Origin of the sequence: Pseudomonas fluorescens HK44 (genome assembly GCF_000217955.3) — a bacterium.
GTDB lineage: Bacteria > Pseudomonadota > Gammaproteobacteria > Pseudomonadales > Pseudomonadaceae > Aquipseudomonas > Aquipseudomonas fluorescens_AQ.
On record NZ_AFOY02000015.1, the window covers coordinates 564,070 to 589,607 of the forward strand.

At 59.8% G+C, this 25,538-nt stretch carries 25 protein-coding genes; 21 read left to right on the forward strand and 4 right to left on the reverse strand.

Going from position 1 to position 25,538, the window contains the following annotated elements:
• On the reverse strand, positions 1-891 hold the full coding sequence (locus HK44_RS15300) for a LysR family transcriptional regulator (protein ID WP_019690632.1): 891 nt from the start codon (positions 889-891) through the stop codon (positions 1-3).
• Between the two features lie 127 nt (positions 892-1,018).
• On the opposite strand from HK44_RS15300, the gene HK44_RS15305 reads away from it, so the two are divergent.
• From HK44_RS15305 to HK44_RS15355, 11 genes are all read left to right on the forward strand, one after another.
• The gene (locus HK44_RS15305; RefSeq protein WP_019690631.1) at positions 1,019-2,167 is read left to right on the forward strand and encodes a muconate cycloisomerase family protein; all 1,149 of its coding nucleotides are present in this window, start codon (positions 1,019-1,021) and stop codon (positions 2,165-2,167) included.
• Positions 2,168-2,177: 10 nt separating this feature from the next.
• Positions 2,178-2,468 (forward strand): muconolactone Delta-isomerase, encoded by a 291-nt coding sequence (catC, locus tag HK44_RS15310; protein WP_019690630.1) that lies wholly within the window; start codon positions 2,178-2,180, stop codon positions 2,466-2,468.
• A 51-nt stretch (positions 2,469-2,519) separates the two neighbouring features.
• The gene (catA, locus tag HK44_RS15315) at positions 2,520-3,449 is read left to right on the forward strand and encodes a catechol 1,2-dioxygenase (RefSeq protein ID WP_019690629.1); all 930 of its coding nucleotides are present in this window, start codon (positions 2,520-2,522) and stop codon (positions 3,447-3,449) included.
• Between the two features lie 155 nt (positions 3,450-3,604).
• Positions 3,605-4,561, forward strand: coding sequence for an AraC family transcriptional regulator (locus HK44_RS15320; protein WP_019690628.1), 957 nt, complete (start codon positions 3,605-3,607; stop codon positions 4,559-4,561).
• A 151-nt stretch (positions 4,562-4,712) separates the two neighbouring features.
• Complete coding sequence (gene benA / locus HK44_RS15325; protein ID WP_019690627.1) at positions 4,713-6,074, forward strand: benzoate 1,2-dioxygenase large subunit; 1,362 nt, start codon at positions 4,713-4,715, stop codon at positions 6,072-6,074.
• Positions 6,074-6,562, forward strand: coding sequence for a benzoate 1,2-dioxygenase small subunit (gene benB, locus HK44_RS15330; RefSeq protein WP_019690626.1), 489 nt, complete (start codon positions 6,074-6,076; stop codon positions 6,560-6,562). Before benA ends, benB begins: the two co-directional genes overlap by 1 nt.
• Positions 6,563-6,572: 10 nt before the next feature.
• Entirely contained in the window at positions 6,573-7,586 is a 1,014-nt protein-coding gene (gene benC / locus HK44_RS15335) for a benzoate 1,2-dioxygenase electron transfer component BenC (RefSeq protein ID WP_019690625.1), read from the forward strand.
• A 156-nt stretch (positions 7,587-7,742) separates the two neighbouring features.
• On the forward strand, positions 7,743-8,516 hold the full coding sequence (locus tag HK44_RS15340; RefSeq protein ID WP_019690624.1) for a 1,6-dihydroxycyclohexa-2,4-diene-1-carboxylate dehydrogenase: 774 nt from the start codon (positions 7,743-7,745) through the stop codon (positions 8,514-8,516).
• Positions 8,517-8,708: 192 nt separating this feature from the next.
• Entirely contained in the window at positions 8,709-9,467 is a 759-nt protein-coding gene (gene dnaQ / locus HK44_RS15345) for a DNA polymerase III subunit epsilon (RefSeq protein WP_019690623.1), read from the forward strand.
• Between the two features lie 271 nt (positions 9,468-9,738).
• Entirely contained in the window at positions 9,739-11,994 is a 2,256-nt protein-coding gene (locus tag HK44_RS15350) for an Orn/Lys/Arg decarboxylase N-terminal domain-containing protein (RefSeq protein WP_019690622.1), read from the forward strand.
• Positions 11,995-12,008: 14 nt separating this feature from the next.
• Complete coding sequence (locus HK44_RS15355) at positions 12,009-12,623, forward strand: GNAT family N-acetyltransferase (protein ID WP_019690621.1); 615 nt, start codon at positions 12,009-12,011, stop codon at positions 12,621-12,623.
• Here the strand turns inward: HK44_RS15355 and HK44_RS15360 are convergent.
• The gene (locus tag HK44_RS15360; protein ID WP_019690620.1) at positions 12,589-13,482 is read right to left on the reverse strand and encodes a LysR substrate-binding domain-containing protein; all 894 of its coding nucleotides are present in this window, start codon (positions 13,480-13,482) and stop codon (positions 12,589-12,591) included. The two genes, HK44_RS15355 and HK44_RS15360, sit on opposite strands and share 35 nt — an antisense overlap.
• 87 nt (positions 13,483-13,569) lie before the next feature.
• A complete protein-coding gene (locus HK44_RS15365) occupies positions 13,570-13,806 on the reverse strand; it encodes a hypothetical protein (RefSeq protein ID WP_019690619.1) in 237 nt (78 codons plus the stop codon).
• 184 nt (positions 13,807-13,990) lie between these two features.
• Between HK44_RS15365 and HK44_RS15370 the strand changes: the two genes are divergently transcribed.
• From HK44_RS15370 to HK44_RS15385, 4 genes are all read left to right on the forward strand, one after another.
• Positions 13,991-14,548, forward strand: coding sequence for an NADPH-dependent FMN reductase (locus tag HK44_RS15370; RefSeq protein WP_019690618.1), 558 nt, complete (start codon positions 13,991-13,993; stop codon positions 14,546-14,548).
• A gap of 99 nt (positions 14,549-14,647) precedes the next feature.
• Positions 14,648-15,748, forward strand: coding sequence for a DUF2855 family protein (locus tag HK44_RS15375; RefSeq protein ID WP_019690617.1), 1,101 nt, complete (start codon positions 14,648-14,650; stop codon positions 15,746-15,748).
• Between the two features lie 96 nt (positions 15,749-15,844).
• On the forward strand, positions 15,845-16,192 hold the full coding sequence (locus HK44_RS15380; protein ID WP_019690616.1) for a metalloregulator ArsR/SmtB family transcription factor: 348 nt from the start codon (positions 15,845-15,847) through the stop codon (positions 16,190-16,192).
• A 41-nt stretch (positions 16,193-16,233) separates the two neighbouring features.
• The gene (locus HK44_RS15385; protein WP_019690615.1) at positions 16,234-17,517 is read left to right on the forward strand and encodes an arsenic transporter; all 1,284 of its coding nucleotides are present in this window, start codon (positions 16,234-16,236) and stop codon (positions 17,515-17,517) included.
• Positions 17,518-17,668: 151 nt separating this feature from the next.
• Here HK44_RS15385 and HK44_RS15390 read toward each other — a convergent pair whose 3' ends face one another.
• Positions 17,669-18,619, reverse strand: coding sequence for a DUF1853 family protein (locus tag HK44_RS15390; RefSeq protein WP_024264973.1), 951 nt, complete (start codon positions 18,617-18,619; stop codon positions 17,669-17,671).
• Positions 18,620-18,739: 120 nt separating this feature from the next.
• Here HK44_RS15390 and HK44_RS15395 point away from each other — a divergent pair, with 120 nt between their 5' ends.
• From HK44_RS15395 to pepN, 6 genes are read left to right on the forward strand one after another with little or no spacing between them, the layout of a single operon-like run.
• Entirely contained in the window at positions 18,740-19,630 is an 891-nt protein-coding gene (locus HK44_RS15395; RefSeq protein ID WP_019690613.1) for an NAD(+) kinase, read from the forward strand.
• Positions 19,627-20,601, forward strand: coding sequence for a metallophosphoesterase (locus tag HK44_RS15400; RefSeq protein WP_187682499.1), 975 nt, complete (start codon positions 19,627-19,629; stop codon positions 20,599-20,601). The genes HK44_RS15395 and HK44_RS15400 overlap by 4 nt, the downstream gene beginning before the upstream one ends.
• Positions 20,598-21,473: a rhomboid family intramembrane serine protease gene (locus HK44_RS15405; protein WP_019690611.1), complete on the forward strand. Its 876-nt coding sequence runs from the start codon at positions 20,598-20,600 to the stop codon at positions 21,471-21,473. The genes HK44_RS15400 and HK44_RS15405 overlap by 4 nt, the downstream gene beginning before the upstream one ends.
• A gap of 44 nt (positions 21,474-21,517) precedes the next feature.
• On the forward strand, positions 21,518-21,778 hold the full coding sequence (locus HK44_RS15410) for a YeaC family protein (protein ID WP_019690610.1): 261 nt from the start codon (positions 21,518-21,520) through the stop codon (positions 21,776-21,778).
• On the forward strand, positions 21,775-22,605 hold the full coding sequence (locus HK44_RS15415) for a DUF2797 domain-containing protein (protein ID WP_019690609.1): 831 nt from the start codon (positions 21,775-21,777) through the stop codon (positions 22,603-22,605). Before HK44_RS15410 ends, HK44_RS15415 begins: the two co-directional genes overlap by 4 nt.
• 12 nt (positions 22,606-22,617) lie before the next feature.
• Positions 22,618-25,275 carry an aminopeptidase N gene (gene pepN / locus HK44_RS15420; RefSeq protein WP_019690608.1) on the forward strand — a complete coding sequence of 886 codons (2,658 nt, stop codon included), beginning with the start codon at positions 22,618-22,620 and terminating at the stop codon, positions 25,273-25,275.
• Positions 25,276-25,538 lie beyond the last annotated feature (263 nt).

A 25,538-nucleotide genomic window follows, 5' to 3' on the forward strand; every position in this document is an offset into this window, starting at 1 on the left:
TCATTTCGGATCGCGCATACGCAACGCTTCGATTATTTTCAGGCAATGATTCAATCCCGGTGAGACATCGCCGACACGTCGGCTCAGGATGATCGGCGAGGTGGCATTGGTTTCCAGTACCGGCGTGAAACCAATGTCGTCGCGATGCAGCAACTGCACCGAGGCCGGCACCAGTGTGACGCCGATGCCGGCGCCCACCAGGCCAATGGCGGTTTGCAGCTCGTTGGTCCACTGCGCGACCTTGATGCTCACACCGTAGGACTCGAACAGCGCGATCACATGGTCGGCATAGCTGGGGCGGGGATTGCCGGGATACAGCACAAACGGCTCATTGGCCAACTCGGTGAGGCTGATGGGCCTGTCCAGCAACGGGTGCCCGGCGGGCAGGGCCGCCACCAGTCGGTCTTCTTTCAATACCGTCTGGATAATCGCCGGATCATCGATGCGAATCCGCCCGAAGCCGACGTCGATGCGTCCGGCCTTGAGCGCCTGCACCTGTTGCAGCGTGGTCATTTCCGACAGGCCGAGCTCCAGTTCCAGCGACTCGTTGCTGCGCAGGCGGCGAATCAGTTCGGGCAACACACCATAGAGGGTCGAAGGGGCAAAACCGATACCCAGCCAGGTCTTTTCGCCCAGGCCGATACGTCGGGTGTTGTCGCAGACCTTGCTCAGTTGCTCAAGCAGGGCGCTGGAGTGCTCAAGGAAAAACCGTCCGGCTTCGGTCAGACGCAATGGCCTGCCACGTTCCAGCAACACCACCCCGAGCTCATCTTCCAGTTGCTGAATCTGCCGGCTCAACGGTGGTTGGGCGATGTGCAGGCGTTCGGCGGCGCGGGTGAAATTCAGGGTTTGACCCAGCACCTGGAAGTAACGCAGATGACGCAGCTCCATGAGCCCTCCACAGTCGACGATAGTGAATACCTTTAAGGTATCGATCCAGACCAATTCTATATTGGAACCGTGAAAAAAGCCGTACGAGAATCCGTCACAGAACTTCAAGAACCTGACGGGTATCGACATGCTTTCTTCTGCCATTGAATCGATCGAGACGATCATCGTCGATCTACCGACCATCCGCCCGCACAAGCTGGCGATGCACACCATGCAGAATCAGACGCTGGTGATCATCCGCGTACGTTGTGCCGACGGCATCGAAGGTATCGGCGAATCGACCACCATCGGTGGCCTGGCTTACGGCAATGAAAGCCCGGACAGCATCAAGACCAATATCGACAAGCACTTTGCGCCGCTGCTGCTGGGGCAGAATGCTTGCAATATCAACGCGGTGATGTTGCGCCTGGAGCGCAGTATTCGCGGCAATACCTTCGCCAAATCCGGCATCGAAACCGCTTTGCTCGACGCTCACGGCAAGCGCCTTGGCCTGCCGGTCAGTGAGTTGCTCGGTGGCCGTGTACGCGACTCGTTGCCGGTGGCCTGGACGCTGGCCAGCGGCGATACCGCCAAGGACATCGCCGAAGCCGAACAGATGCTTGATGTGCGTCGTCACCGGATCTTCAAGCTGAAGATCGGTGCCGGTGAAGTCGACCGCGACCTGGCTCACGTGATTGCGATCAAAAAAGCCTTGGGCGACCGCGCCAGCGTGCGCGTCGACGTTAATCAGGCGTGGGACGAAGCAGTCGCACTGCGGGCTTGCCGGATTCTCGGCGGCAATGGCATCGACCTGATCGAGCAGCCGATTTCTCGCAACAACCGTGCCGGCATGGTGCGCCTCAATGCCATGAGCCCGGCGCCGATCATGGCGGACGAGTCGATTGAGTGCGTGGAAGATGCGTTCAACCTGGCGCGTGAAGGCGCGGCCTCAGTGTTCGCGCTGAAGATCGCCAAGAATGGCGGTCCCCGTGCAGTGCTGCGCACCGCGGCAATTGCCGAAGCGGCAGGCATCGGTCTGTACGGCGGCACGATGCTTGAGGGCGGGATCGGCACGCTGGCGTCGGCCCATGCCTTCCTCACGCTGAACGAGCTGAGTTGGGACACCGAACTGTTCGGGCCGCTGTTGCTGACCGAGGACATCCTCAGCGAGCCGCCGGTTTACCGCGACTTCCATTTGCATGTTTCGCAGGCGCCCGGCCTTGGCCTGAGCCTGGACGAAGAGCGGCTGGCGTTTTTCCGCCGCGACAAAACCTCCACTGCCATTCAGTCCGTCTGAGGAGAACAGCATGTTGTTCCACGTAAAGATGACCGTGAACCTGCCGGTCGATATGGACCCGGAGCGCGCCGCTCAGCTCAAGTCCAACGAAAAGGCCCTGGCCCAGCGCCTGCAACAGCAGGGCAAATGGCGCCATCTGTGGCGCATTGCCGGGCTTTACGCCAATTACAGTGTGTTCGACGTCGACAGCGTGCAGGAACTGCACGACTTGCTGATGCAACTGCCGCTTTACCCCTACATGGCTATCGAAGTGAACGCGATGTGCAGACATCCTTCCTCTATTCATGAAGATGATCGCTGAGCCGTTGTCTGCCAGTTTTGTACTCTAATAAATACAAGATGAGGATTAATCATGAACGCCAAAATTTCCCACACTGCCAGCGCACAGAAGTTTCTCGAAGATGCCAGCGGTCTGCTCAACGACGCTGGCAACCCGCGCGCCAAAGCGCTGATCTACCGCATCCTGCGTGATACGGTGAACATTATCGAAGACCTCGAGGTGACCCCGGAGGAGTTCTGGAAAGCCGTCAACTACCTGAACGAACTGGGTGCGCGCCAAGAGGCGGGCCTGTTGGTTGCAGGCTTGGGCCTGGAACACTACCTGGACCTGCTGATGGATGCCGAAGACGAGCAGGCCGGTAAAACCGGTGGCACCCCGCGCACCATCGAAGGCCCGCTGTATGTCGCCGGCGCACCGCTGTCCAACGGCGAAGCACGGCTTGACGACGGCGTTGATCCGGGCGTGGTGCTGTTCATGCAGGGCCAGGTCAAGAACACCGAAGGCAAGCCACTGGCAGGCGCCGTGGTGGATGTCTGGCACGCCAACACGAGCGGCACCTATTCGTACTTCGATGGCAGCCAGTCGGAGTTCAACCTGCGTCGCCGGATCGTCACCGATGCCGAGGGTCGCTATCGCTTGCGCAGCATCGTGCCGTCGGGCTACGGCTGCCCACCGGACGGTCCGACCCAACAGCTGCTTGATCAACTGGGCCGCCATGGCCAGCGCCCGGCGCATATCCACTTCTTCATCTCGGCGGATGATCATCGCCACCTGACCACCCAGATCAACCTGGACGGTGACAAGTACCTGCACGACGATTTCGCCTACGCCACGCGTGACGAACTGATCGCCAAAATCACCTTCAGTGACGATCAGCAGCGTGCACGTGAGCATGGCGTCAGCGGCCGCTTTGCCGAGATCGAATTCGATTTCACCCTGCAGTCGTCGGCGCAACCCGAAGAGCAACACCGTCACGAGCGAGTGCGCGCACTGGAAGACTGATCAGCGCTGGCCCAGGCCACGGGATAACTGACCGTTTATCTCGTGGCCTTCCGCTTTGCGGCAACTGGCATAGAATGGTCAGGCCTGATTTTTCCGGGGTGGGTGCCTGATGGCACCCGCACCGCAGCCGATAATGACAATTAGAGTGAGCGGTTATGCAAGCGCAGCTATTGAGTGAGCGCAGCAGAGTGTTTGAGCAGGCCGATCCCTATGCGGTGTCGGGCTATGTCAATCAGCACGTGGGCAGCCATTGCATCCGCTTGCCCAGAAGCGGCAGCCCTCAGGCCAGTCTCAATCACCGTAAATTCGCCAGCCTCGACCTGTGCCGTATCAGCTATGGCGGCAGCGTGCGGGTGACCTCGCCAGCGCTGGAAACCATCTACCACTTGCAAGTGCTGTTACGCGGGAACTGCCTGTGGCGTGGCCATCGGCAGGAGCACTACTTTGCGCCCGGTGAGTTGCTGCTGATCAACCCGGACGATCCGGTGGACCTGACGTACTCCGACGACTGTGAAAAATTCATCGTGAAAATGCCCGCCAGCCTGCTGGAGTCGGTGTGCCAGGAGCAACGCTGGTTGCACCCGGGGCAGGGCGTGCGGTTTCTCGAGAACCGCTACCAACTGGATGAGCTTGAAGGTTTCGTCAACCTGCTGGGCATGGTTTGCCAGGAGGCTGAAGCGACCGAGCGCATGCCGCGTGTTCAGGAGCATTACGCGCAAATTATCGTGAGCAAGATGCTCAGCCTGATGAAAACCAACGTCAGGCGCCTCGGTCTCAGCTCGCAGTCTGCGAACTTCGAGTTGATCGCCGACTACATCGAACGCAACCTCAAGCAGGATATCTGCAGCGAAGAACTGGCGCGTCAGGCACAGATGAGCCTGCGTTCGCTGTATGGGTTGTTTGAGCGTAATGCGGCCACCACCCCGAAAAGCTACATCCGGCAGAAGAAGCTCGAGCGGGTCAACGCTTGCCTGAGCGACCCGACCTGCACGGTGCGCAACGTAACCGAACTGGCCATGGATTACGGTTTCCTGCACCTGGGACGATTCTCCGAAAGCTACCGCAAACAGTTCGGCGAATTGCCGTCGGACACCCTCAAGCGCCGTCATTGAAGCAAAACCCTGTGGGAGCGAGCCGGCTCCCACATGGATTGATCGTTCCCTTTGCGCAAAATGGATAAAGGTCTGCACCCAGCGGATATTGTCCGGTAACCGCCCGCCCTAGCATGAGCCTGCCTGAACAAAAACAATGGAGGCGGCGGCCATGTCCCTGCGACCCGAATACCTTCACTCCCTGCTCGAAGAAGACAAAGAGCAGGGCATCTACCGCTGCAAGCGGGAGATGTTTACCGACCCACGCTTGTTCGATCTCGAGATGCAACACATCTTCGAAGGCAACTGGCTGTACCTCGCTCACGAGAGCCAGATTCCGAACAAGAATGATTTCTACACCACCACTATGGGCCGTCAGTCGATCTTCATTGCGCGCAACAAGGACGGCGAGCTCAACGCGTTCATCAACGCCTGTAGCCACCGTGGCGCGATGCTCTGCCGGCACAAGACCGGCAACAAGTCTTCCTACACCTGCCCGTTCCATGGCTGGACCTTCAACAACTCCGGCAAGCTGCTCAAGGTCAAGGACCCGGCATCGGCCGGCTACCCGGCGAGCTTCAACTGCGAAGGCTCCCACGACCTGACCAAAGTCGCGCGCTTCGAATCCTATCGTGGCTTCCTGTTCGGCAGCCTCAAGGCCGATGTGGTGCCGCTGGTCGAGCACCTGGGCGAGTCGGCGAAGATCATCGACATGATCGTCGACCAGTCCGCCGATGGCCTTGAAGTACTGCGTGGATCCAGCAGCTACATCTACGAAGGCAACTGGAAACTCACCGCCGAGAACGGCGCTGATGGCTATCACGTCAGCTCCGTGCACTGGAACTATGCGGCCACGCAGAACCAGCGCAAACAGCGCGAATGCGGTGACGAGAACCCAACCATGAGCGCCGGCACCTGGGCCAAGCAGGGCGGCGGTTTCTACTCCTTCGACAAGGGCCACATGCTGCTCTGGACCCGTTGGTCGAACCCGGAAGACCGGCCGCTGTACGAGCGCCGCGACGAACTGGCCAAGGACTTTGGCCAGGCCCGCGCCGACTGGATGATCGAGAACTCGCGCAACCTCTGCCTGTACCCCAACGTGTACCTGATGGACCAGTTCAGTTCGCAGATCCGTATTGCCCGACCGATCTCGGTCAACCGCACTGAAATCACCATTTACTGCATCGCCCCCAAAGGCGAAAGCAACAGCGCGCGTTCGAGCCGGATTCGTCAGTACGAAGACTTTTTCAACGTCAGTGGCATGGCGACTCCGGATGACCTCGAAGAATTCCGCTCCTGCCAGACCGGCTACCAAGGCAGCGTCACCACCTGGAACGACATGTCCCGTGGCGCCGAGCACTGGGTTGAAGGTGCCGATGAGGCGGCCAGGGAGATCGACCTGCACCCGTTGCTCAGCGGTGTGCGTACCGAAGACGAAGGCCTGTTCGTGCTGCAACACAAGTACTGGCAGGAAACCATGCTCAAGGCATTGAGCGAAGAGCAATCGGCCCTGATCAAGGTGGAGGAGCTGTGATGAGCATGACTTACGACGCCGTGCGCGATTTCCTCTACCGCGAGGCGCGCTACCTCGATGACAAGGAATGGGACAGCTGGCTGGAGCTGTACGCCGCCGACGCGTCCTTCTGGATGCCATCCTGGGACGACAACGACGAGTTGACCGAGGACCCGCAACGGGAAATCTCGCTGATCTGGTACGGCAACCGCACGGGCCTGGAAGACCGCATCTTCCGGATCAAGACCGAGCGTTCCAGCGCCAGCGTGCCGGACACCCGGACCTCGCACAACATCAGCAACATCGAGCTGCTCGAACAGGCCGACGGGCTGTGCAAGGTGCGCTTTAACTGGCACACCCTGAGCTTTCGCTACAAGACCGTCGACAGCTATTTCGGCAGCAGCTTCTACACCCTCGACATGCGTGGCGACAGCCCGCTGATCAAGGCCAAGAAAGTGATCCTGAAGAACGATTACGTTCGTCAGGTCATCGATGTCTACCACTTGTGAGGTCGCCGTCATGACTCATTCCATCGCATTCAATTTTGAAGACGGCGTCACCCGTTTCGTTGACGCCAATCCCGGCGAAACCGTGGCCGACGCCGCGTATCGCCAGGGCATCAACATCCCGCTGGACTGCCGCGACGGCGCCTGTGGCACCTGCAAATGCTTCGCCGAGGCCGGGCGTTACGATCTGGGCGAGGAGTACATTGAAGACGCCCTCAGCAGCGACGAGGCCGAAAAAGGCTTTGTGCTGACCTGCCAGATGCGTGCTCTCAGCGATTGTGTGGTACGCGTGCCGGTGTCCTCGGACGTCTGCCGTACTCAAAAGGCCCACTACAGCGCGGCCATCAGCCAGGTGCGTCAGCTGTCGGACAGCACGATTGCGCTGTCGATCAAGGGCGAAGCCCTGAGCAAACTGGCGTTCCTGCCGGGGCAATACGTCAACCTTGGCATTCCCGGCAGCGAGCAGACCCGCGCGTATTCGTTCAGCTCGTTGCAACGTGACGGCGAAGTCAGTTTCCTGATCCGTAATGTGCCGGGCGGGTTGATGAGCAGCTTTCTCACCGGTATCGCCAAGGCCGGCGACAGCATGAGCCTGGCCGGGCCTTTGGGCAGTTTTTACCTGCGCGATATTCAGCGTCCGTTGCTGTTGCTGGCGGGCGGCACGGGGCTGGCGCCGTTCACCGCCATGCTGGAAAAAATTGCCGAGCAAGGCAGCGAATACCCGTTGCACTTGATCTACGGCGTGACCAACGACTTTGACCTGGTGGAACTGGACCGGCTGCAAGCCTTGGCCGCACGGATCCCGAACTTCAGTTTCAGCGCTTGTGTGGCCAACCCGCAAAGTGCGTACCCGTTGAAAGGCTACGTTACCCAGCACATTGAGCCCAAGCACTTGAACGACGGCGATGTTGACGTCTACCTCTGCGGTCCACCGCCGATGGTCGAAGCCGTCAGCCAGTTCATCCGCGAGCAGGGCGTCGTACCGAAAAACTTCTACTACGAAAAATTCGCTGCGAGTGCGGCTTGAAATGCGTAAACCCTGTGGGAGCGAGCCTGCTCGCGATAGCGATGGGTCAGTCAACATTGATGCTGAATTCACTGCCGTCATCGTCGGAACGCCGCCCGGAGCAAGCTCGCTCCCACAAGGATTGCCGTGCCGTTACAGGGACATTGAGGGGTTGAAATGAACAGATTCCATGAGAAAGTCGCGCTGATTACCGGGGCGGCCCAAGGGATTGGCCGCCGTGTTGCCGAGCGTATGGCCGCCGAGGGGGCTCGGCTGATTCTGGTCGACCGCTCCGAACTGGTGTTTGAGCTGCAAGAGCAACTGGGGAAAACCAGTGACGTGCTGACCCTCACTGCCGACCTTGAACAGTACGCCGAGTGCCAGCGCGTGATGACGGCGGCGATCGAGCGTTTCGGTCGTCTGGATATATTGGTCAACAATGTCGGCGGGACCATCTGGGCCAAGCCTTTCGAGCATTACGAAGAGCAACAGATCGAAGCGGAAGTCCGCCGTTCGCTGTTTCCGACGCTGTGGTGCTGCCATGCCGCATTGCCGTTTATGCTGGAGCAGGGCAGCGGGGCCATCGTCAACGTGTCATCGGTTGCCACGCGCGGGGTCAACCGTGTGCCTTACGGCGCGGCCAAGGGCGGGGTCAATGCGCTCACCGCGTGCCTGGCGTTCGAAACTGCCGAGCGGGGCGTGCGGGTCAATGCCACTGCACCGGGCGGCACCGAAGCACCACCACGGCGGATTCCGCGCAACAGTGCTGAGCAAAGCCCGCAGGAGAAGGTCTGGTATCAGCAGATTGTCGATCAAACCGTCGACAGCAGCCTGATGAAACGCTACGGCACGATTGACGAGCAGGTTGGGGCGATCCTGTTTCTGGCCTCTGACGATGCGGCTTACATCACCGGGCTGGTGATGCCGGTTGGCGGCGGTGATCAAGGCTGAGGTATCCCTTGTGGGAGCGAGCCTGCTCGCGATAGCGCAGGGTCAGTCAACAATGATGTTGGATGTGACTCTGTCATCGTCGGAACGCCGCCCGTAGCCAGCTCACTCCCACAAGGGTTGGGCTGAGCCCTTTCAAGCTCTGTGTTAACATCGCGCCCTTATGTAAACGCTACACAGAAGGGGTGAACAACGATGGCTCAGAGGATGGTGGTGCTCGATACCGAAACCACCGGCATGCCGGTGACCGACGGCCACCGGATTATCGAGATCGGTTGCGTCGAGTTGATCGGTCGACGCCTGACGGGCCGGCATTTCCACGTTTACTTGCAACCCGACCGGGAAAGTGACGAGGGTGCGATTGGCGTCCACGGCATCACCAACGAGTTTCTGGTGGGCAAGCCGCGTTTCGCTGAAGTGGCCGATGAGTTCTTCGAGTTCATCAAGGGCGCGCAGCTGATCATCCATAACGCGGCGTTCGACGTTGGCTTCATCAACAACGAATTCGCGCTGATGGGCCAGCAGGATCGGGCGGATATCACCCAGCATTGTTCGATCCTCGACACCCTGATGATGGCCCGTGAGCGTCACCCCGGGCAGCGCAACAGCCTCGATGCCTTGTGCAAACGCTATGGCGTCGACAACTCCGGCCGTGAACTGCACGGCGCCTTGCTCGACTCCGAGATTCTCGCTGACGTTTACCTGACCATGACCGGCGGCCAGACCAGTCTGTCACTGGCCGGTAACGCATCTGACGGCAATGGTTCGGGCGAAGGTTCGGGCAATCCGGCGAGCGAGATCCGTCGTCTTCCGGCTGATCGCACGCCGACGCGGATCATCCGCGCCAGCGAAGCAGACCTGGCCGAGCACGCCTCGCGCCTTGAAGTGATCGCCAAGTCTGCCGGTGCCCCGGCGCTCTGGACCCAACTGGCCGAGGCCGAGGCACAAGCTTAACCACCGAACGTGAATAGCCCGCGCTCCTGTGGTGAGGGAGCTTGCTCCCGCTGGGTTGCGAAGCGACCCCAAAATCAGGCACCGCGAATATCCAGATGGAGCGCGATTGCCGGATTACGACCGCTTCGCGGCCGAGCGGGAGCAAGCTCTCTCGCCACAGTATCGGGTGGGCGTGACCTGTTTTGGGGCATCCTCTCGCCACAACAGCCGCAACCCTCTACCCTGAGTGTATTGGCAGACCACGGTCTGCTGCCTCAGGACGCCGAGCCCCATGTATAAAGACTTGAAGTTCCCGGTCCTAATTGTCCACCGCGACATCAAGGCCGACACAGTCGCCGGTGATCGCGTGCGCGGCATCGCCACGGAGCTTGCACAGGAAGGTTTCAGTGTCCTTTCGGCGGTGGATTACACCGAAGGGCGGTTGGTCGCTTCGACTCACCACGGCCTTGCGTGCATGTTGATTGCCGCCGAAGGCGCCGGGGAAAACACCCACCTTTTACAGAATATGGCCGAATTGATTCGTGTGGCCCGCGCCCGTGCGCCGAATTTGCCGATCTTCGCCCTGGGCGAGCAAGTCACCCTGGAAAACGCCCCGGCCGACGCCATGAGCGAACTGAACCAGTTGCGCGGCATTCTTTATTTGTTCGAAGACACTGTGCCGTTTCTGGCGCGCCAGGTCGCCCGGGCGGCGCGCAGCTACCTCGATGGCTTGCTGCCACCATTTTTCAAGGCCTTGGTGCAACACACCGCCGACTCCAACTATTCCTGGCATACACCGGGGCATGGCGGGGGTGTGGCTTATCACAAAAGCCCGGTAGGCCAGGCGTTCCACCAGTTTTTTGGGGAAAATACCCTGCGTTCGGACCTGTCGGTCTCGGTGCCGGAACTCGGTTCGTTGCTGGACCACACCGGGCCACTGGCGGAAGCCGAGGCCCGTGCGGCGCGTAATTTCGGTGCCGATCACACGTTTTTCGTGATCAATGGCACCTCGACGGCCAACAAGATTGTCTGGCAAGCCATGGTCGCGCGTGACGATCTGGTGCTGGTGGACCGCAACTGCCACAAATCGGTGTTGCACTCGATCATCATGACCGGGGCGATCCCGTTGTACCTGTGTCCGGAACGCAATGAGCTGGGGATCATCGGACCGATTCCGCTGAGCGAGTTCAGCCGCGAATCGATCCAGGCCAAGATTGACGCGAGCCCGCTGACCCAGGGCCGAGGGCCCAAGGTCAAATTGGCGGTGGTGACCAATTCGACTTACGACGGTCTCTGCTACAACGCCGAACTGATCAAGCAAACGTTGGGCAACAGCGTCGAAGTCTTGCACTTCGACGAAGCCTGGTACGCGTATGCGGCGTTTCACGAGTTCTTTGCCGGGCGTTATGGCATGGGCACTTCGCGCACTGACGACAGCCCGCTGGTGTTCACCACCCATTCCACCCACAAACTGCTGGCGGCCTTCAGCCAGGCGTCGATGATTCACGTGCAGGATGGCGGCGCTCGGCAACTGGACCGCGACCGTTTCAATGAAGCGTTCATGATGCACATCTCCACCTCGCCGCAGTACAGCATCATTGCGTCGCTGGATGTCGCCTCGGCGATGATGGAAGGTCCGGCCGGCCGTTCGCTGCTACAGGAAATGTTCGATGAAGCCCTGAGTTTTCGCCGGGCGCTGGCCAACCTGCGCCAGCACATCGCCACCGACGACTGGTGGTTCTCGATCTGGCAGCCACCGCTGGTGGAGGGGATCGACAAAGTGACGACCTCGGACTGGCTGTTACAGCCTGAAGCGGACTGGCACGGTTTTGGCGACATCGCCGAAGATTACGTGCTGCTGGATCCGATCAAAGTGACGCTGGTGATGCCGGGGCTGACGGCCGGTGGCGCGCTGAGCGAGCGGGGGATTCCGGCGGCAGTGGTCAGCAAGTTCCTCTGGGAACGCGGGCTGGTGGTGGAGAAAACCGGTCTGTATTCATTCCTGGTGCTGTTTTCCATGGGCATTACCAAGGGTAAATGGAGCACCTTGCTCACCGAGTTGCTCGAATTCAAACGCAACTACGACGCCAACGTCAGCCTGGCGGCGTGTCTGCCGTGTGTCGCGCAACGAGACGTGGCACGTTATCAGGGCATGGGGCTGCGCGACCTGTGTGATCAACTGCACGCCTGCTACCGCAGTAATGCCACCGCCAAGCACCTCAAGCGGATGTACACGGTACTTCCGGAGATCGTCATGAAACCAGCTGATGCCTATGATCAATTGGTACGTGGCGAGGTCGAGGCGGTGTCAATCGACAATTTGCAGGGGCGAATCGCTGCGGTAATGCTGGTGCCGTACCCGCCGGGGATTCCGCTGATCATGCCCGGAGAACGCTTTACCGAGTCGACGCGCTCGATCATCGATTACCTGGCGTTTGCCCGCACGTTCAACAGCAGCTTCCCGGGCTTCGTCGCCGATGTGCACGGCCTGCAGCATGAAGACGAGGGCAATGGGCGGTGTTACACCGTCGATTGCATAAAAATTTGAGGACTTTTCCAAGTATGCAGCCGGTCATCAACCCCAAGTATCCGGGTTTGGCGGTACGTGTCGCCGATCAGGGATTCGCGGCGTATATCTGGGGCAGTGACTTCAGTTTTGAAGTTCGGGCCTACGCGGCCGCAGAGATCAATAAGCCGGTGGATCAGTGGCCGCTGGAAACCATCACGCCCTACCGAAAGTGCTATGGCATCGACCCGGAGGAGTTCGCCAGTTACCGGAACGCGTCTGACAGTGCGATTTTCATGGCATTTCTCGATGATCACCCGGTGGGGCATATCGTGATCAGCACTAACTGGAACGGTTTTGCCCATATCGATGAGCTGGCGGTGCACGCCCCGGCGCGGCGCCACGGGGTGGCCAAGGCGCTGCTGGATGTCGCGCAGTTCTGGAGTCGCAAGAAGAAACTGCCGGGCATCATGCTGGAAACCCAGAATAACAACCTGGGCGCCTGCCGGTTGTATGAGCGATGCGGTTATGTGATCGGTGGCATCGATCACCTGCGTTATCGCGGCATTGACCCGCAGACGGCCGAGGTGGCGTTGTTCTGGTATCGATTGTTTGATAATCCGTTGGAAAAAACCATCAGCTCGCCAGCATCGCCTCGGCTTGTTCCTTGATGATCTCCAGTAACGCCTGGGCCGCAGGCGCTATCGCGGCATTGTTCAGGGTCAAGGCGTAAAGGCTTATCGGAACGGCCGGCGAGACGGGGCAAACGTCCAGACCGCTGGCCTTGGCGCCGATCGCGGTAAACGGATCGACAACGGCCAGGCCTTCGCCGGCCTCGACCATGCTGCGCATCATCTGATGGGTCTGAACCCGGGTTTGCACCACCGGTGCCGGGCGCAAGGCCTGTAGTTTGCTCTCGAACATCACGCTGAGTGGGTCGTGACCTTCCAGCCCGACCATCGACTGGCCGGCCAGGTCCTGCACGGAAATGTATTTTTGCTTGGGTTGCAGCCAGCCATGAGGCGCCAGGAGCTGGAGTTTGCCTTGGGCAATGATCTGACACTGAATGTCGGGGTGGTCGGGGTCGTGCAGGCTCAAACCGAGATCGCTTTCACGCAGCAGCAGGCTTCTGACGATGTCACGCGTGGGTTGGCTGAGCAGCGAGCAGGGCGCATCCGGGAAGCGCCGACGCAGGGTAGCGATGCCGTGGGGCAACAACTGTTGCGCCAAGGGGGGCGTGCAAATGATCCGCAACGGCGGCGCCAGGTACTGTTTGAGGCTGTTGGCCAACCGCTGCACCGGTTCGAGCGCGTCAAAGACGTGGGCAATCTCGACCTGCAACTCCCGCGCCTCACGGGTAGCCTGCAAACGCCCGCGTACGCTGGCAAACAGCATGAAGCCGAGCTGTTGCTCAGCTTCGCGCAAAATGCCCTCGACCTCGGCCACCGGCAATTGCAGCATCTCGGCAGCGGTGCCCAGATGAGCGGTTTGCAGCAGCGCCTGGATCACTTCGATATGACGTAAACGCATGCGTGAAGTCCATGTTCAGCAGGTGAGGGGTCAGTGACTGAATCCTAACCCAAGTCCGTGCCTATGACTCCAGCTCATAACAGTGGTTTATGAGGCGATGTTTGATTCAGGCTCGCGGGTGATGGTGACGCCCGATTGCACCAAGACAAATTCGTTGTCATCGAGTTTGTTGAGGCGATCGCCAATCGCCAGCTTATAGGTGGTGACAGGCGCAGGGCCGGCGATACCGTCCGGCGACGGGGTAGATTCCTGGAACTCATGCACTGAATAAACACGGCCTTCCGCATCTCTTGCATGGAATTGTCCGACGAGTACTGCTGCCATCTGCTTAGAACCTCTGGAGATAAGTCACTCAATTTGCGGTTCTGTAGACCGTCGATAAGCTTGGTAAGTTTTCCTACAGGAAAAAAATAGTATTTAACTGCCATTCCGCGACAAGGAACACATGAAGTGCTGCCGAATCATCTATAACTACAGACTCCTTTAGCCAGATAGTCGGGAACTCCCAATGAGCAAGGTCTATACGATTGCTGTCCTGGTTGGCAGCTTGAGAAAACAGTCGATCAACCGCAAAGTCGCGCTGGCGCTGGCTGAACTGGCTCCGGCAAACCTCAGGCTGAACATCGTCGAGATTGGCGACCTGCCGCTCTACAACGAAGACATCGACGTAACACCGCCGGCAGCCTACAGCACTTTCCGTGATCAGGTGAGCTCATCCGACGCGGTGCTGTTTGTGACACCGGAATATAACCGCTCGGTGCCTGCCCCCCTGAAGAACGCCATTGATGTCGGTTCAAGGCCTTATGGCAAGAGTGTCTGGGGCGGTAAACCGGGGGCGGTGATCAGCGCTTCGCCCGGCGCTATCGGTGGTTTCGGTGCAAACCATCACTTGCGTCAATCCATGGTGTTTCTCAATGTGCCTTGCATGCAGCAGCCGGAAGCCTATCTGAGCAACGCCGGTACGGCGTTCGATGAGTCGGGCAAAGTGTCCGAGTCGGTCCGGCCGTTTTTACAGAACTTCATCAATGCCTACGCTGAGTGGGTCGAGCAATTTAAAAAAGATTGATCGCTCGTCGGCCAGTGCTTACGCTCACGAAGCGCTGGCCAGTCAACTGTTGATCGAACCATTCGATTTTGGGCCGGCGCGCGACAAGGAGTCTGAACCATGCAAAGCCTGGGCGCGGTCACACGGCTGATCACCCGTAAAAACGCCATCGACCAGAGTCGTGTCGAGCGTGAGCTGCGCAGCCTGATTCCAGCGGTTGGTGAAGTGATCGTGAAAATTGATCGCTGCGCTCTGACCGCCAATAACGTCACCTATGCAGCCTATGGCAACACGATGCATTACTGGGAGTTTTTCCCGACGGGGCAATCGGAGTGGGGCCACATCCCGGCTTGGGGCTTTGCCGATGTGCTTGCCTCGGGAGTCGATGGCATTGCGGCAGGGGAGCGCTTTTACGGGTTCTTTCCACTGGCCAGCCATCTCTGGGTGCGTCCTGAACGGGTGACTGAACGCGGCTTTTATGACGCCGCCCCGCACCGTCAAACACTGAACTCGGTTTACAACCAATACACCCGTTGCAGCTGGGATCGGTACTACAAGCCGGCGAACGAAAACCTGCAGATCCTGCTGAACCCGCTGTTTTTGACGTCGTTGATGTTGGCGGACTTCCTGCAGGACAATCAGTTCTTCGGTGCCACGCGTGTGGTGTTCTCCAGCGCTTCGAGCAAAACCGCTTTCGGCACGGCTATTTGCCTGGCGGACGAGTCGAATCTGGAGCGAGTGGCACTGACAGCGGCCGGGAACAAGGCGTTTGTTGAGCATCTTGGGTGTTACGAACGCACGCTTGCGTACGCCGAGTTGGCGTTGTTACCCGCTGACCGTCCGACCTTGTACGTGGATTTCTCTGGCCGTCTGGATTTACGCGATCAGGTGCATCAGCATTTCGCCGGGCAATTGGTTTACAGCTGCGCTGTGGGTTCCCAGAGCATGGATGAGGCGCAGCTGAGCGCTATAACAGGGCCGCAGCCGGCGTTTTTCTTCGCACCGATCCAGATTCGCAAACGCAACGCCGAATGGGGAGCGCAGCGGCTTATCAAGTACATCGGTGAGGGCGAGCAGAAGTTTCATCGGCGAGTGATGGCGCCGGCCAATCCATTGCTCAGGGTGGTGGAGAGTGATGGGCTTGAAGCGGCGCAAGCGGTGATTTCGCAGCTGTTTCATGGGCAGATCGCGCCGATCGAGGGGCATGTGATCCGTTTGTGAGGCTCTACGGGTTGCGTGCAATGCGGTTTATTCGCTTTACCCTATATTCGAAATTCCATATATTCGCGCTTCGTTTGTTCAGGCGCTTGCACTTTCATGTCCGATTCCTGCAATCCCGTCGATGTGTTCAAGGCATTGGCCGATGACACCCGCAGCCGTATCGCTTTACTCATCGCCAAAGAGGGTGAGCTGTGCGTGTGCGAGCTGACGGCGGCGCTGGACCTGAGCCAGCCAAAAATCTCCCGTCACCTGGCGCAATTGCGCAGTCATGGTTTGCTGGCGGACCGTCGTCAGGGGCAATGGGTTTTTTATCGCCTGCACCCGCAATTATCCCCGTGGGTCGTGACGTTGTTGCACGGGGCGCTGGCAGCCAACGGTGCATGGCTTGGCACTGATGTCGCGCGACTACAGGCGATGGATGACCGTCCGGTACGTTGCTGCTGATTCTCCCTGCATTTTTTAACCCTTGTTCAAGGCTGTTTCGCATGCTGATCGCGTCGTTGATATTCCTCCAGACCATTACCCTGGTGATCTGGCAACCCAAAGGCCTCGGCGTCGGCTGGAGTGCGGTGCTGGGGGCCGTGCTGGCGTTGCTCTGCGGGGTGGTGCAGGTCAGCGACATTCCGCTGGTATGGGAGATCATCTGGAACGCTACCGGGACGTTTGTGGCGCTGATCATCATCAGCCTGCTGCTCGATGAAGCGGGTTTCTTTGCCTGGGCGGCATTGCACGTGGCTCGCTGGGGGCACGGTAACGGGCGCAAGCTATTTGCTTACATGGTATTGCTCGGGGCGCTGGTATCGGCGTTGTTCGCCAATGATGGCGCGGCGTTGATCCTCACGCCCATCGTGATATCGATGCTGCTGGCCTTGCGGTTTTCTCCGGCGGCGACGCTGGCGTTCGTGATGGGCGCCGGGTTTATCGCCGATACCGCGAGCCTGCCGCTGGTGGTGTCGAACCTGGTGAACATCGTCTCCGCGGACTTCTTCCACATTGGGTTCAACCGTTATGCAGCAGTCATGATACCGGTCAATCTGGTGGCCGTTGCGGCGACGCTGGCTGTGTTGCTGTGGTTCTTCCGACGGGATGTTCCTGCCAATTACGACCTGGAACAACTGGAAGACCCGAAGACCGCGATTCACGACAAGGCAACCTTCGTTGCCGGTTGGTGTGTGCTGGTGATTTTGCTGCTCGGCTGTTTTGCCCTGGAGCCGTTGGGGATTCCCATTAGCGCGATCTCGGCGGTGTGCGCGGCATTGCTGTTGGCCATTGCCGCCCGTGGGCACAGGATTTCCACGCGCAAGGTGATGAAAGAAGCACCGTGGCATATCGTGATTTTCTCCTTGGGCATGTACCTGGTGGTTTACGGCTTGCGTAATGCCGGGTTGACCACGTACCTGGCCGGTTGGCTGGACGTGTTCGCGGACTACGGCGTGTGGGGCGCGGCCATGGGCACCGGGCTGTTGACAGCGCTGTTGTCGTCGATGATGAACAACCTGCCGACGGTGTTGATCGGGGCGTTGTCGATCGATGCCAGCCAGGCCACCGGGGTCGTGAAAGAGGCAATGATCTACGCCAACGTGATCGGCAGCGATCTGGGACCGAAAATCACCCCGATCGGTAGCCTCGCGACCTTGCTTTGGCTGCACGTGCTGGCGCGCAAGAATATTCAGATTGGCTGGGGGTATTACTTCAAGGTCGGGATCGTGCTGACAGTGCCGGTGTTGCTGGCGACCCTGGCAGCGTTGGCGTTGCGCCTGTCCATCTAAATAGCTTCCTGTAGGAGCACGGCTTGCCGGCGATGGTGTCCTTGAGACCGCCATCGCGAGCAAGCTTTGCTCCTACAGGGTTCTTCGTAGGATTGAGGGTCCCGTGTGTGGGAGCCTGCTCGCAAAAGGGCCGGTCCAGGCGCCACAAGACTCAACTCTGGCCCGGCACGTTCGGCCACAGATCCGCCACCAGAAACAACCGCTCGGCTTCTTCCCAGTCACCGTCGTTGTTTTCAGTCAGGCGTACCAGCAACTGCGCGGGTGCCTGAGGGTCGAGCTCGCTCAGCCAGGTCTCCAGTTGCGTGCGGTCCCAGGTGTGCTCGGCAAGATAGTGGGCGGGCGCGAGCCAGGCGTGCCGTGGCAAGGGTTGCCAGCGGCCGGGCGGGCTCTGGGCGATAAAGTGTGCCCAGTCTCGCTGATGCAGCCAGCGTCCTTTGAGGTGCTGCGGATGGGCACAGTCGGGTGACTGGGTTTTGCCGGGCCATGGGTACAGCAGATAACCGCCCAGCCACAAGTGTGCGCTGAATCGCAGGATGTCCAGCGCGGCCAACGCATCTCGGCTTTCGGAGCGCGCGGAGATCGGTAGTTGATGGTGGGTCAGGTGCGCCAGCTTGCGGTCCAGTCGGTCATGGCAGCCCGGGCCAAGCCACTGGGCAGTGTCGTGGCCTTCGCCGTTCTGGGGTCCCAGATACAACTTGATCGCCAGTTCCAGGTGATGCACGCCGTCGCGGTCACGCAGCAGCATGTCCAGCTCGCCCAGCGTGTGGCCATCGCGGCGGATCGGCAGGTTGGCGGCAATCAGCTCGACCCCCGGCGCATGCTGCACGGCAAACTGCCAGAGGCGTTCGTAATACAGGCCCAGGCGACGAGTCGGGCCGAGCGCCAGCCAACGCTGCAGTTCACGGCTGTCCTGGTCGAGCTGAAGCAACCAGTGCTCCAGTCGTTCAGGGGCTTGTACCCAGTCGCTGCCGGCCAGTGGATGGCGTTGTGGCCAGGGTGTTTCGCTGAGCATCGGTGGCGCGAGGATGACCCAGGCCAGGTCGCGCACTTCGGGATGGCGCAACTGGCGGGGCAGGGTGAGCAAGCCAGGAAATAAGGTCATCTTGCGAGCATAGCGCTTTGGCTCGCGGCTGAAAGGATTTTGTCTACGGCCCGCTTTCGCCCATAATCGTGTTTTTCGCCGTCGCAGACCACGCGTCAACAGATCCTGACTAGGAGCCCCATGGAGCAATTTCGCAATATCGGCATCATCGGTCGCCTGGGCAGCTCACAGGTGCTGGATACCGTTCGCCGACTGAAAAGATTCCTGCTTGACCGGCACTTGCATGTGATTCTGGAGGACACTATCGCCGAAGTCCTGCCCGGCCATGGCCTGCAAACCTCATCGCGCAAGATGCTCGGCGAAGTCTGTGACATGGTGATTGTAGTGGGCGGTGACGGCAGCCTGCTGGGCGCCGCTCGGGCATTGGCACGGCACAACATTCCGGTGCTGGGGATCAACCGCGGCAACCTGGGCTTTCTGACCGACATCCGCCCGGATGAACTGGAAGTCAAGGTCGCCGAAGTGCTCGACGGGCACTATCTGGTCGAAAACCGCTTCCTGTTGCAGGCCGAAGTTCGCCGTCACGCCGAGGCCATCGGCCAGGGCGATGCGCTGAACGACGTGGTGTTGCACCCTGGCAAGTCGACGCGGATGATCGAGTTCGAGCTGTATATCGACGGCCAGTTCGTTTGCAGCCAAAAGGCCGACGGCCTGATCGTCGCCACACCCACCGGTTCCACAGCCTATGCGCTCTCGGCGGGTGGCCCGATCATGCATCCCAAGCTCGATGCCATTGTGATTGTGCCAATGTACCCCCATACCTTGTCAGGAAGGCCGATTGTGGTCGATGGCAATAGCGAGCTGAAAATCGTCGTGTCGAAGGATATGCAGATTTACCCGCAAGTCTCCTGTGACGGGCAGAACCACTTCACCTGCGCCCCCGGCGACACCATTACCGTGAGCAAGAAGGCGCAGAAACTGCGGTTGATTCATCCGTTGGACCACAACTACTACGAAGTCTGCCGGACCAAGCTGGGCTGGGGCAGCCGGTTGGGCGGTGGAGGCGACTGATGCTCGATCCCGCGCGTAGCTACGACCTGATCGGTGACGTGCACGGTTGCGCTCATACCCTTGAGCATTTGCTGGACCGACTCGGGTATCAAAAGCAAGCCGGCGTCTGGCGCCATCCGTCACGCATGGCCGTGTTTCTCGGTGATGTCATCGACCGCGGCCCGCGGATTCGTGAAGCGCTGCACATCGTTCACGATATGGTCGAGGCCGGTCAGGCGCTGTGCATCATGGGCAACCATGAATTCAACGCGCTGGGCTGGAGCACGCCGGCACCGCCTGGCAGTGGTAAACAGTATGTGCGTGAACACACGCCTCGGCATGCGCGCCTGCTCGAAGAAACCCTGACTCAATTTGCCGATCACCCAGCGGACTGGCACGACTTTCTAGCCTGGTTCTACGAGATGCCACTGTTCGTCGACGCCGGGCGCTTCCGGGTCGTCCACGCCTGCTGGGACGGTGGTCTGATCGAGGTGCTGCGTGCGCAGTTTTCCGATGGCTGCATCGACGAACACTTCGTCCAGGCGGCGGCGGTTTCCGGCAGTTTCGCCTGCATGGCCTTCGACCGCTTGCTGCGGGGTACCGACATGCGCCTGCCGCACGGTTTGACCATGACCAGTGGCGATGGTCTGACGCGTTCGTTCTTCCGCACCAAATTCTGGGAAGACAACCCGCAAACCTACGGCGACATTGTGTTCCAGCCAGATGCCTTGCCCGAGTCCGTGGCTCGCACGCCGCTGTCGCCGGTAGAAAAAGATAACCTGTTGCGCTACGGCATCGACGAACCGCCGTTGTTTGTCGGGCACTACTGGCGCAGCGGCAAACCGGCGCCGATCCGCCCGAACCTGGCCTGCCTGGATTACAGCGCGGTGTTGTACGGCAAGCTGGTTGCCTATCGGCTGGACCAGGAAACCCGTCTCGATCCACACAAGTTTGTCTGGGTCGATGTTGAACGGCCAGAGGTATTGCGATGAGTGTTGTGGCTGTTTTACGTCTGCCGCTGGCGGTGGACCTCAGTGGTTTCGTCAAATTGCTGCAACGCATGCACGTGCCGCATCGGGTCAGCGAAGAAGCCGGGGAACAGGTGCTGTGGGTGCCGGACGCGATCAGCGAAGACGTGCGCTCGCTGTACGAGCGGTATCCTGCGGGCGACCCCGAGCATCAACTGGATATCCCGGCTGCACAAGCGAACATCCAGCGTCCGGGGTTCGTCGAGCAACTGCGCCACAGCCCGGTGACGGCGCTGATTCTGCTGTTGAGCATGATCGTCGGCGCGGTGACCATGCTTGGCGAGAACCTCGATACGATGCGCTGGCTGACATTCCTCGAATTTCGCGTGGTGGGCGAATACATCCACTTCACGCCGTTGGCCGACAGTCTGGCCGCTGGGCAGTGGTGGCGTCTGGTGACACCGATGCTGATCCACTTCGGCGTTCTCCACCTGGCCATGAACGGCATGTGGTACTGGGAGCTGGGGCGGCGTATCGAGTCGCGTCAGGGCAGTATCAACCTGCTGGGGCTGACGTTGCTGTTCAGCCTGGTGTCGAACTACGCCCAATATTATTACGGCGGCCCGACTTTGTTCGGCGGCCTGTCCGGGGTGCTTTACGGCCTGCTCGGGCATTGCTGGATCTACCAGCTGCTGTCGCCGAACCCGGCGTATCGCCTGCCTCGCGGGGTATTGGTGATGATGCTGGTGTGGCTGCTGCTGTGTATGTCGGGGCTGATCTCGATGATCGGCTTCGGCGAAATTGCCAATGCGGCGCACGTCGGCGGGTTACTCGTCGGATGCCTCACCGGTTTGTTGGGCGGCTTGTACAGTCGCCGTAGACTCTCTGTCCAATAAACTGCCGTCTAAATTGTGCTGTGAATAACGAGCGCGGAGACCTGATGTCCTCTTTTAACGAAATGATCAAAAACATCACGCCTGAGATCTACCAGAGCCTGAAACTGGCGGTAGAGATCGGCAAGTGGTCCGACGGCGGCAAGCTGACTGCCGAGCAGCGCGAACTGTCGTTGCAGGCGATGATCGCCTGGGAAGTGCAGAACCTGCCCGAGGAACAACGCACCGGCTACATGGGCCCGCAGGAATGCAGTTCGAAGTCGATCACTGTGCCGAATATCCTGTTCAAGTCGGATGCCATCCATTGATCGAGATTGGCCGCGGTGCAATCAGCAAGATGTCGGCGCGCCTCGACGCGTCGACCGTGCAATATGCTTTTCGCCTGGGCGATACCGAGGTGCCGGTCAATCCCATGATCGGCAGCACGGTTCGCCTGGAATACCTGGGTGCGATCCACTGCATCCATTGCGCACGCAAAACCAAAACCAGCTTCAGTCAGGGTTACTGCTACCCGTGCATGACCAAACTGGCGCAGTGCGATGTCTGCATCATGAGCCCGGAGCGTTGCCATTACGATGCCGGGACCTGCCGTGAACCGGCCTGGGGCGAGCAGTTCTGCATGACCGACCATGTGGTGTATCTGGCCAATTCGTCGGGCGTCAAAGTCGGGATCACCCGCGCCACCCAGCTGCCAACCCGCTGGCTCGATCAGGGCGCGAGCCAGGCATTGCCGATCATGCGTGTGTCGACCCGTCAGCAATCCGGCTTCGTCGAAGACCTGTTCCGCAGTCAGGTGGCCGACAAGACCAACTGGCGCGCCTTGCTCAAGGGCGATGCGGCTCCGGTTGACCTGAAACAGATTCGTGATCAACTGTTCGCAAGCTGTGCCGAGGGCGTGCAAGGACTGCAGGAGCGCTTCGGTCTGCAAGCGATTCAACCGGTATTTGATGTCGAACCGATTGAAATCCGTTACCCGGTCGAGCAGTACCCGGCCAAGATCGTCAGCTTCAATCTGGACAAGAACCCGATTGCCGAAGGCACGCTGTTGGGGATCAAGGGCCAATACCTGATCTTCGATACCGGCGTGATCAATATTCGTAAATACACGGCCTACCAGCTCGCCGTGCATCAGTAAAAGGACTCCAGCATGCGCACCGAACAACCGAAGATGATCTACCTGAAGGACTATCAGGCGCCCGAGTACCTGATCGACGAGACGCACCTGACCTTCGAGTTGTACGAGGACCACAGCCTGGTCCATGCGCAACTGGTGATGCGCCGCAATCCTGCCCGTGGCCCGGGCCTGCCGCCGCTTGTACTGGATGGCCAGCAACTCGAGCTGCTGTCAGTAGCCTTGGGCGACAGCGATCTCACTGCCGGTGACTATCAGTTGACGGAAAACCATCTGACCCTGCACCCGACCAGCGCCAGCTTCACGGTCGACACCAGCGTGCGGATTCACCCGGAAACCAACACCGCGCTGGAAGGCCTGTACAAGTCCAGCGGCATGTTCTGCACCCAGTGCGAGGCCGAGGGCTTTCGCAAGATCACCTATTACCTCGACCGCCCGGATGTGATGAGCAAGTTCACCACCACGGTGGTCGCCGAGCAGCACAGCTATCCTGTGCTGCTGTCCAACGGCAACCCGATTGCCTCAGGTCCCGGTGAAGATGGCCGGCACTGGGCGACCTGGGAAGACCCGTTCATGAAACCGGCCTACCTGTTCGCGCTGGTGGCCGGTGACTTGTGGTGCGTCGAAGACACCTTCACCACCATGACCCAGCGCAGTGTGGCGCTGCGCATTTACGTCGAGCCGGAAAACATCGACAAGTGCCAGCACGCCATGAACAGCCTGAAGAAGTCCATGCGCTGGGACGAAGAAGTCTATGGCCGCGAGTACGACCTGGACATTTTCATGATCGTCGCGGTCAATGACTTCAACATGGGCGCCATGGAGAACAAGGGCCTCAATATCTTCAACTCCAGCTGCGTGCTGGCCCGTGCCGAAACCGCGACCGACGCCGCGCACCAGCGGGTTGAAGCGGTGGTGGCCCACGAATACTTCCACAACTGGTCGGGTAACCGCGTGACCTGCCGCGACTGGTTCCAGCTGTCGCTCAAGGAAGGTTTCACAGTGTTCCGTGATGCCGAGTTCTCCGCCGACATGCACTCGCGCACCGTCAAGCGCATCGAGGACGTGGCGTACCTGCGCACTCACCAGTTTGCCGAAGATGCCGGTCCCATGGCCCATGCGGTGCGCCCGGATGCATTCATCGAGATTTCCAACTTCTACACCTTGACCGTCTACGAGAAAGGTTCGGAAGTGGTGCGCATGATCCGCACCTTGCTTGGCGCCGAAGGTTTTCGCAAAGGCAGCGACCTGTATTTCGAGCGTCACGATGGCCAGGCAGTCACCTGCGACGATTTCATCAAGGCCATGGAAGATGCCAACGGCGTCGACCTGACCCAGTTCAAACGCTGGTACAGCCAGGCCGGTACGCCGCGTCTGGCGGTGAGCGAGTCTTACGACGCAGCGGCCAAAACCTACAGCCTGACCTTCCGTCAGAGCTGCCCGGCAACCCCGGACAAGGTTGAAAAACTGCCGTTCGTGATTCCGGTCGAACTGGGCCTGCTGGATATCAAGGGCGCGGCGATCGCACTGCGTCTGGCCGGTGAAGCGGCCGCTGACGGGGCCTCCCGCGTGCTGTCGGTGACTGACGCCGAGCAGACCTTCACTTTCGTCGACATCGCGGAACAACCGTTGCCCTCGCTGCTGCGCGGCTTCTCGGCGCCGGTGAAACTGAGTTTCCCGTACAACCGTGATCAACTGATGTTCCTGATGCAACACGACAGTGACGGCTTCAACCGTTGGGAAGCCGGCCAGCAATTGTCGGTGCAGGTGTTGCAGGAACTGATCGCTCAACATCAAGCGGGTCAGGCGTTGGTGCTGGATCAGCGATTGATCAGTGCATTGCGCACGGTGCTGGCGGATGAATCCCTGGATCAGGCCATGGTCGCCGAAATGCTCTCGCTGCCAAGCGAGGCCTACCTGACCGAAATCAGCGAAGTGGCGGACGTCGATGCGATTCACGCCGCGCGTGAGTTCGCCCGCAAGCAACTGGCGGACAGCCTGTTCGATGCGCTGTGGCTGCATTATCAGGCCAACCGCGAGCTGTCGAAGCAAACCGCTTACGTTGCCGAAGCCGAGCACTTCGCCCGCCGTAGCCTGCAAAACATTGCGTTGTCCTATCTGATGCTCAGTGGCAAGCCCGAAGTACTGGCATCGACCCTTGAGCAGTTCGATGCCTGCGACAACATGACCGAGCGTCTGACGTCGTTGGCGGTGCTGGTGAATTCGCCGTTCGAAGCCGAGAAGGCCAAGGCGCTGGCCAGTTTTGCCGAGCATTTCAAGGACAACCCGCTGGTCATGGACCAATGGTTCAGCGTGCAGGCCGGCAGCACGTTGCCGGGAGGCTTGCAGCGGGTTCGGCAGTTGATGAAGCACCCGGCGTTCAACATCAAGAACCCGAACAAGGTGCGGGCGCTGGTCGGTGCGTTTGCCGGGCAGAACCTGATCAACTTCCATGCGGCTGATGGTTCGGGGTATCGATTCCTTGCGGATCTGGTGATCGAGCTGAATGGCTTCAACCCGCAGATCGCTTCCCGCCAATTGGCGCCGCTGACGCGCTGGCGCAAATACGACAGCGCCCGTCAGGCGTTGATGAAGGCGGAGCTGGAGCGCATTCGCGCTTCGGGTCAGCTGTCCAGCGATGTGTTTGAAGTGGTCAGCAAAAGTCTGGCCTGAACCTCGGGCTTTCATCTGTAGCAACTGTGGCGAGGGAGCTTGCTCCCGCTGGGCTGCGAAGCGGGCCCAATTCTCAGTCACCTCGTCCTGTATGGCAGGGAGGCTGAGATTGGGAGTCCTTCGGCCTCCAGCGGGAGCAAGCTCCCTCGCCACATTCGTACATCACCCCACCGAATACTCCCTCATTCAGCGCCTGCCCATAACCTGCGGGTTAACAAAAGATAACGTGGCGTTGATTGTCAGACCTTTCGAAAGCTGGATAG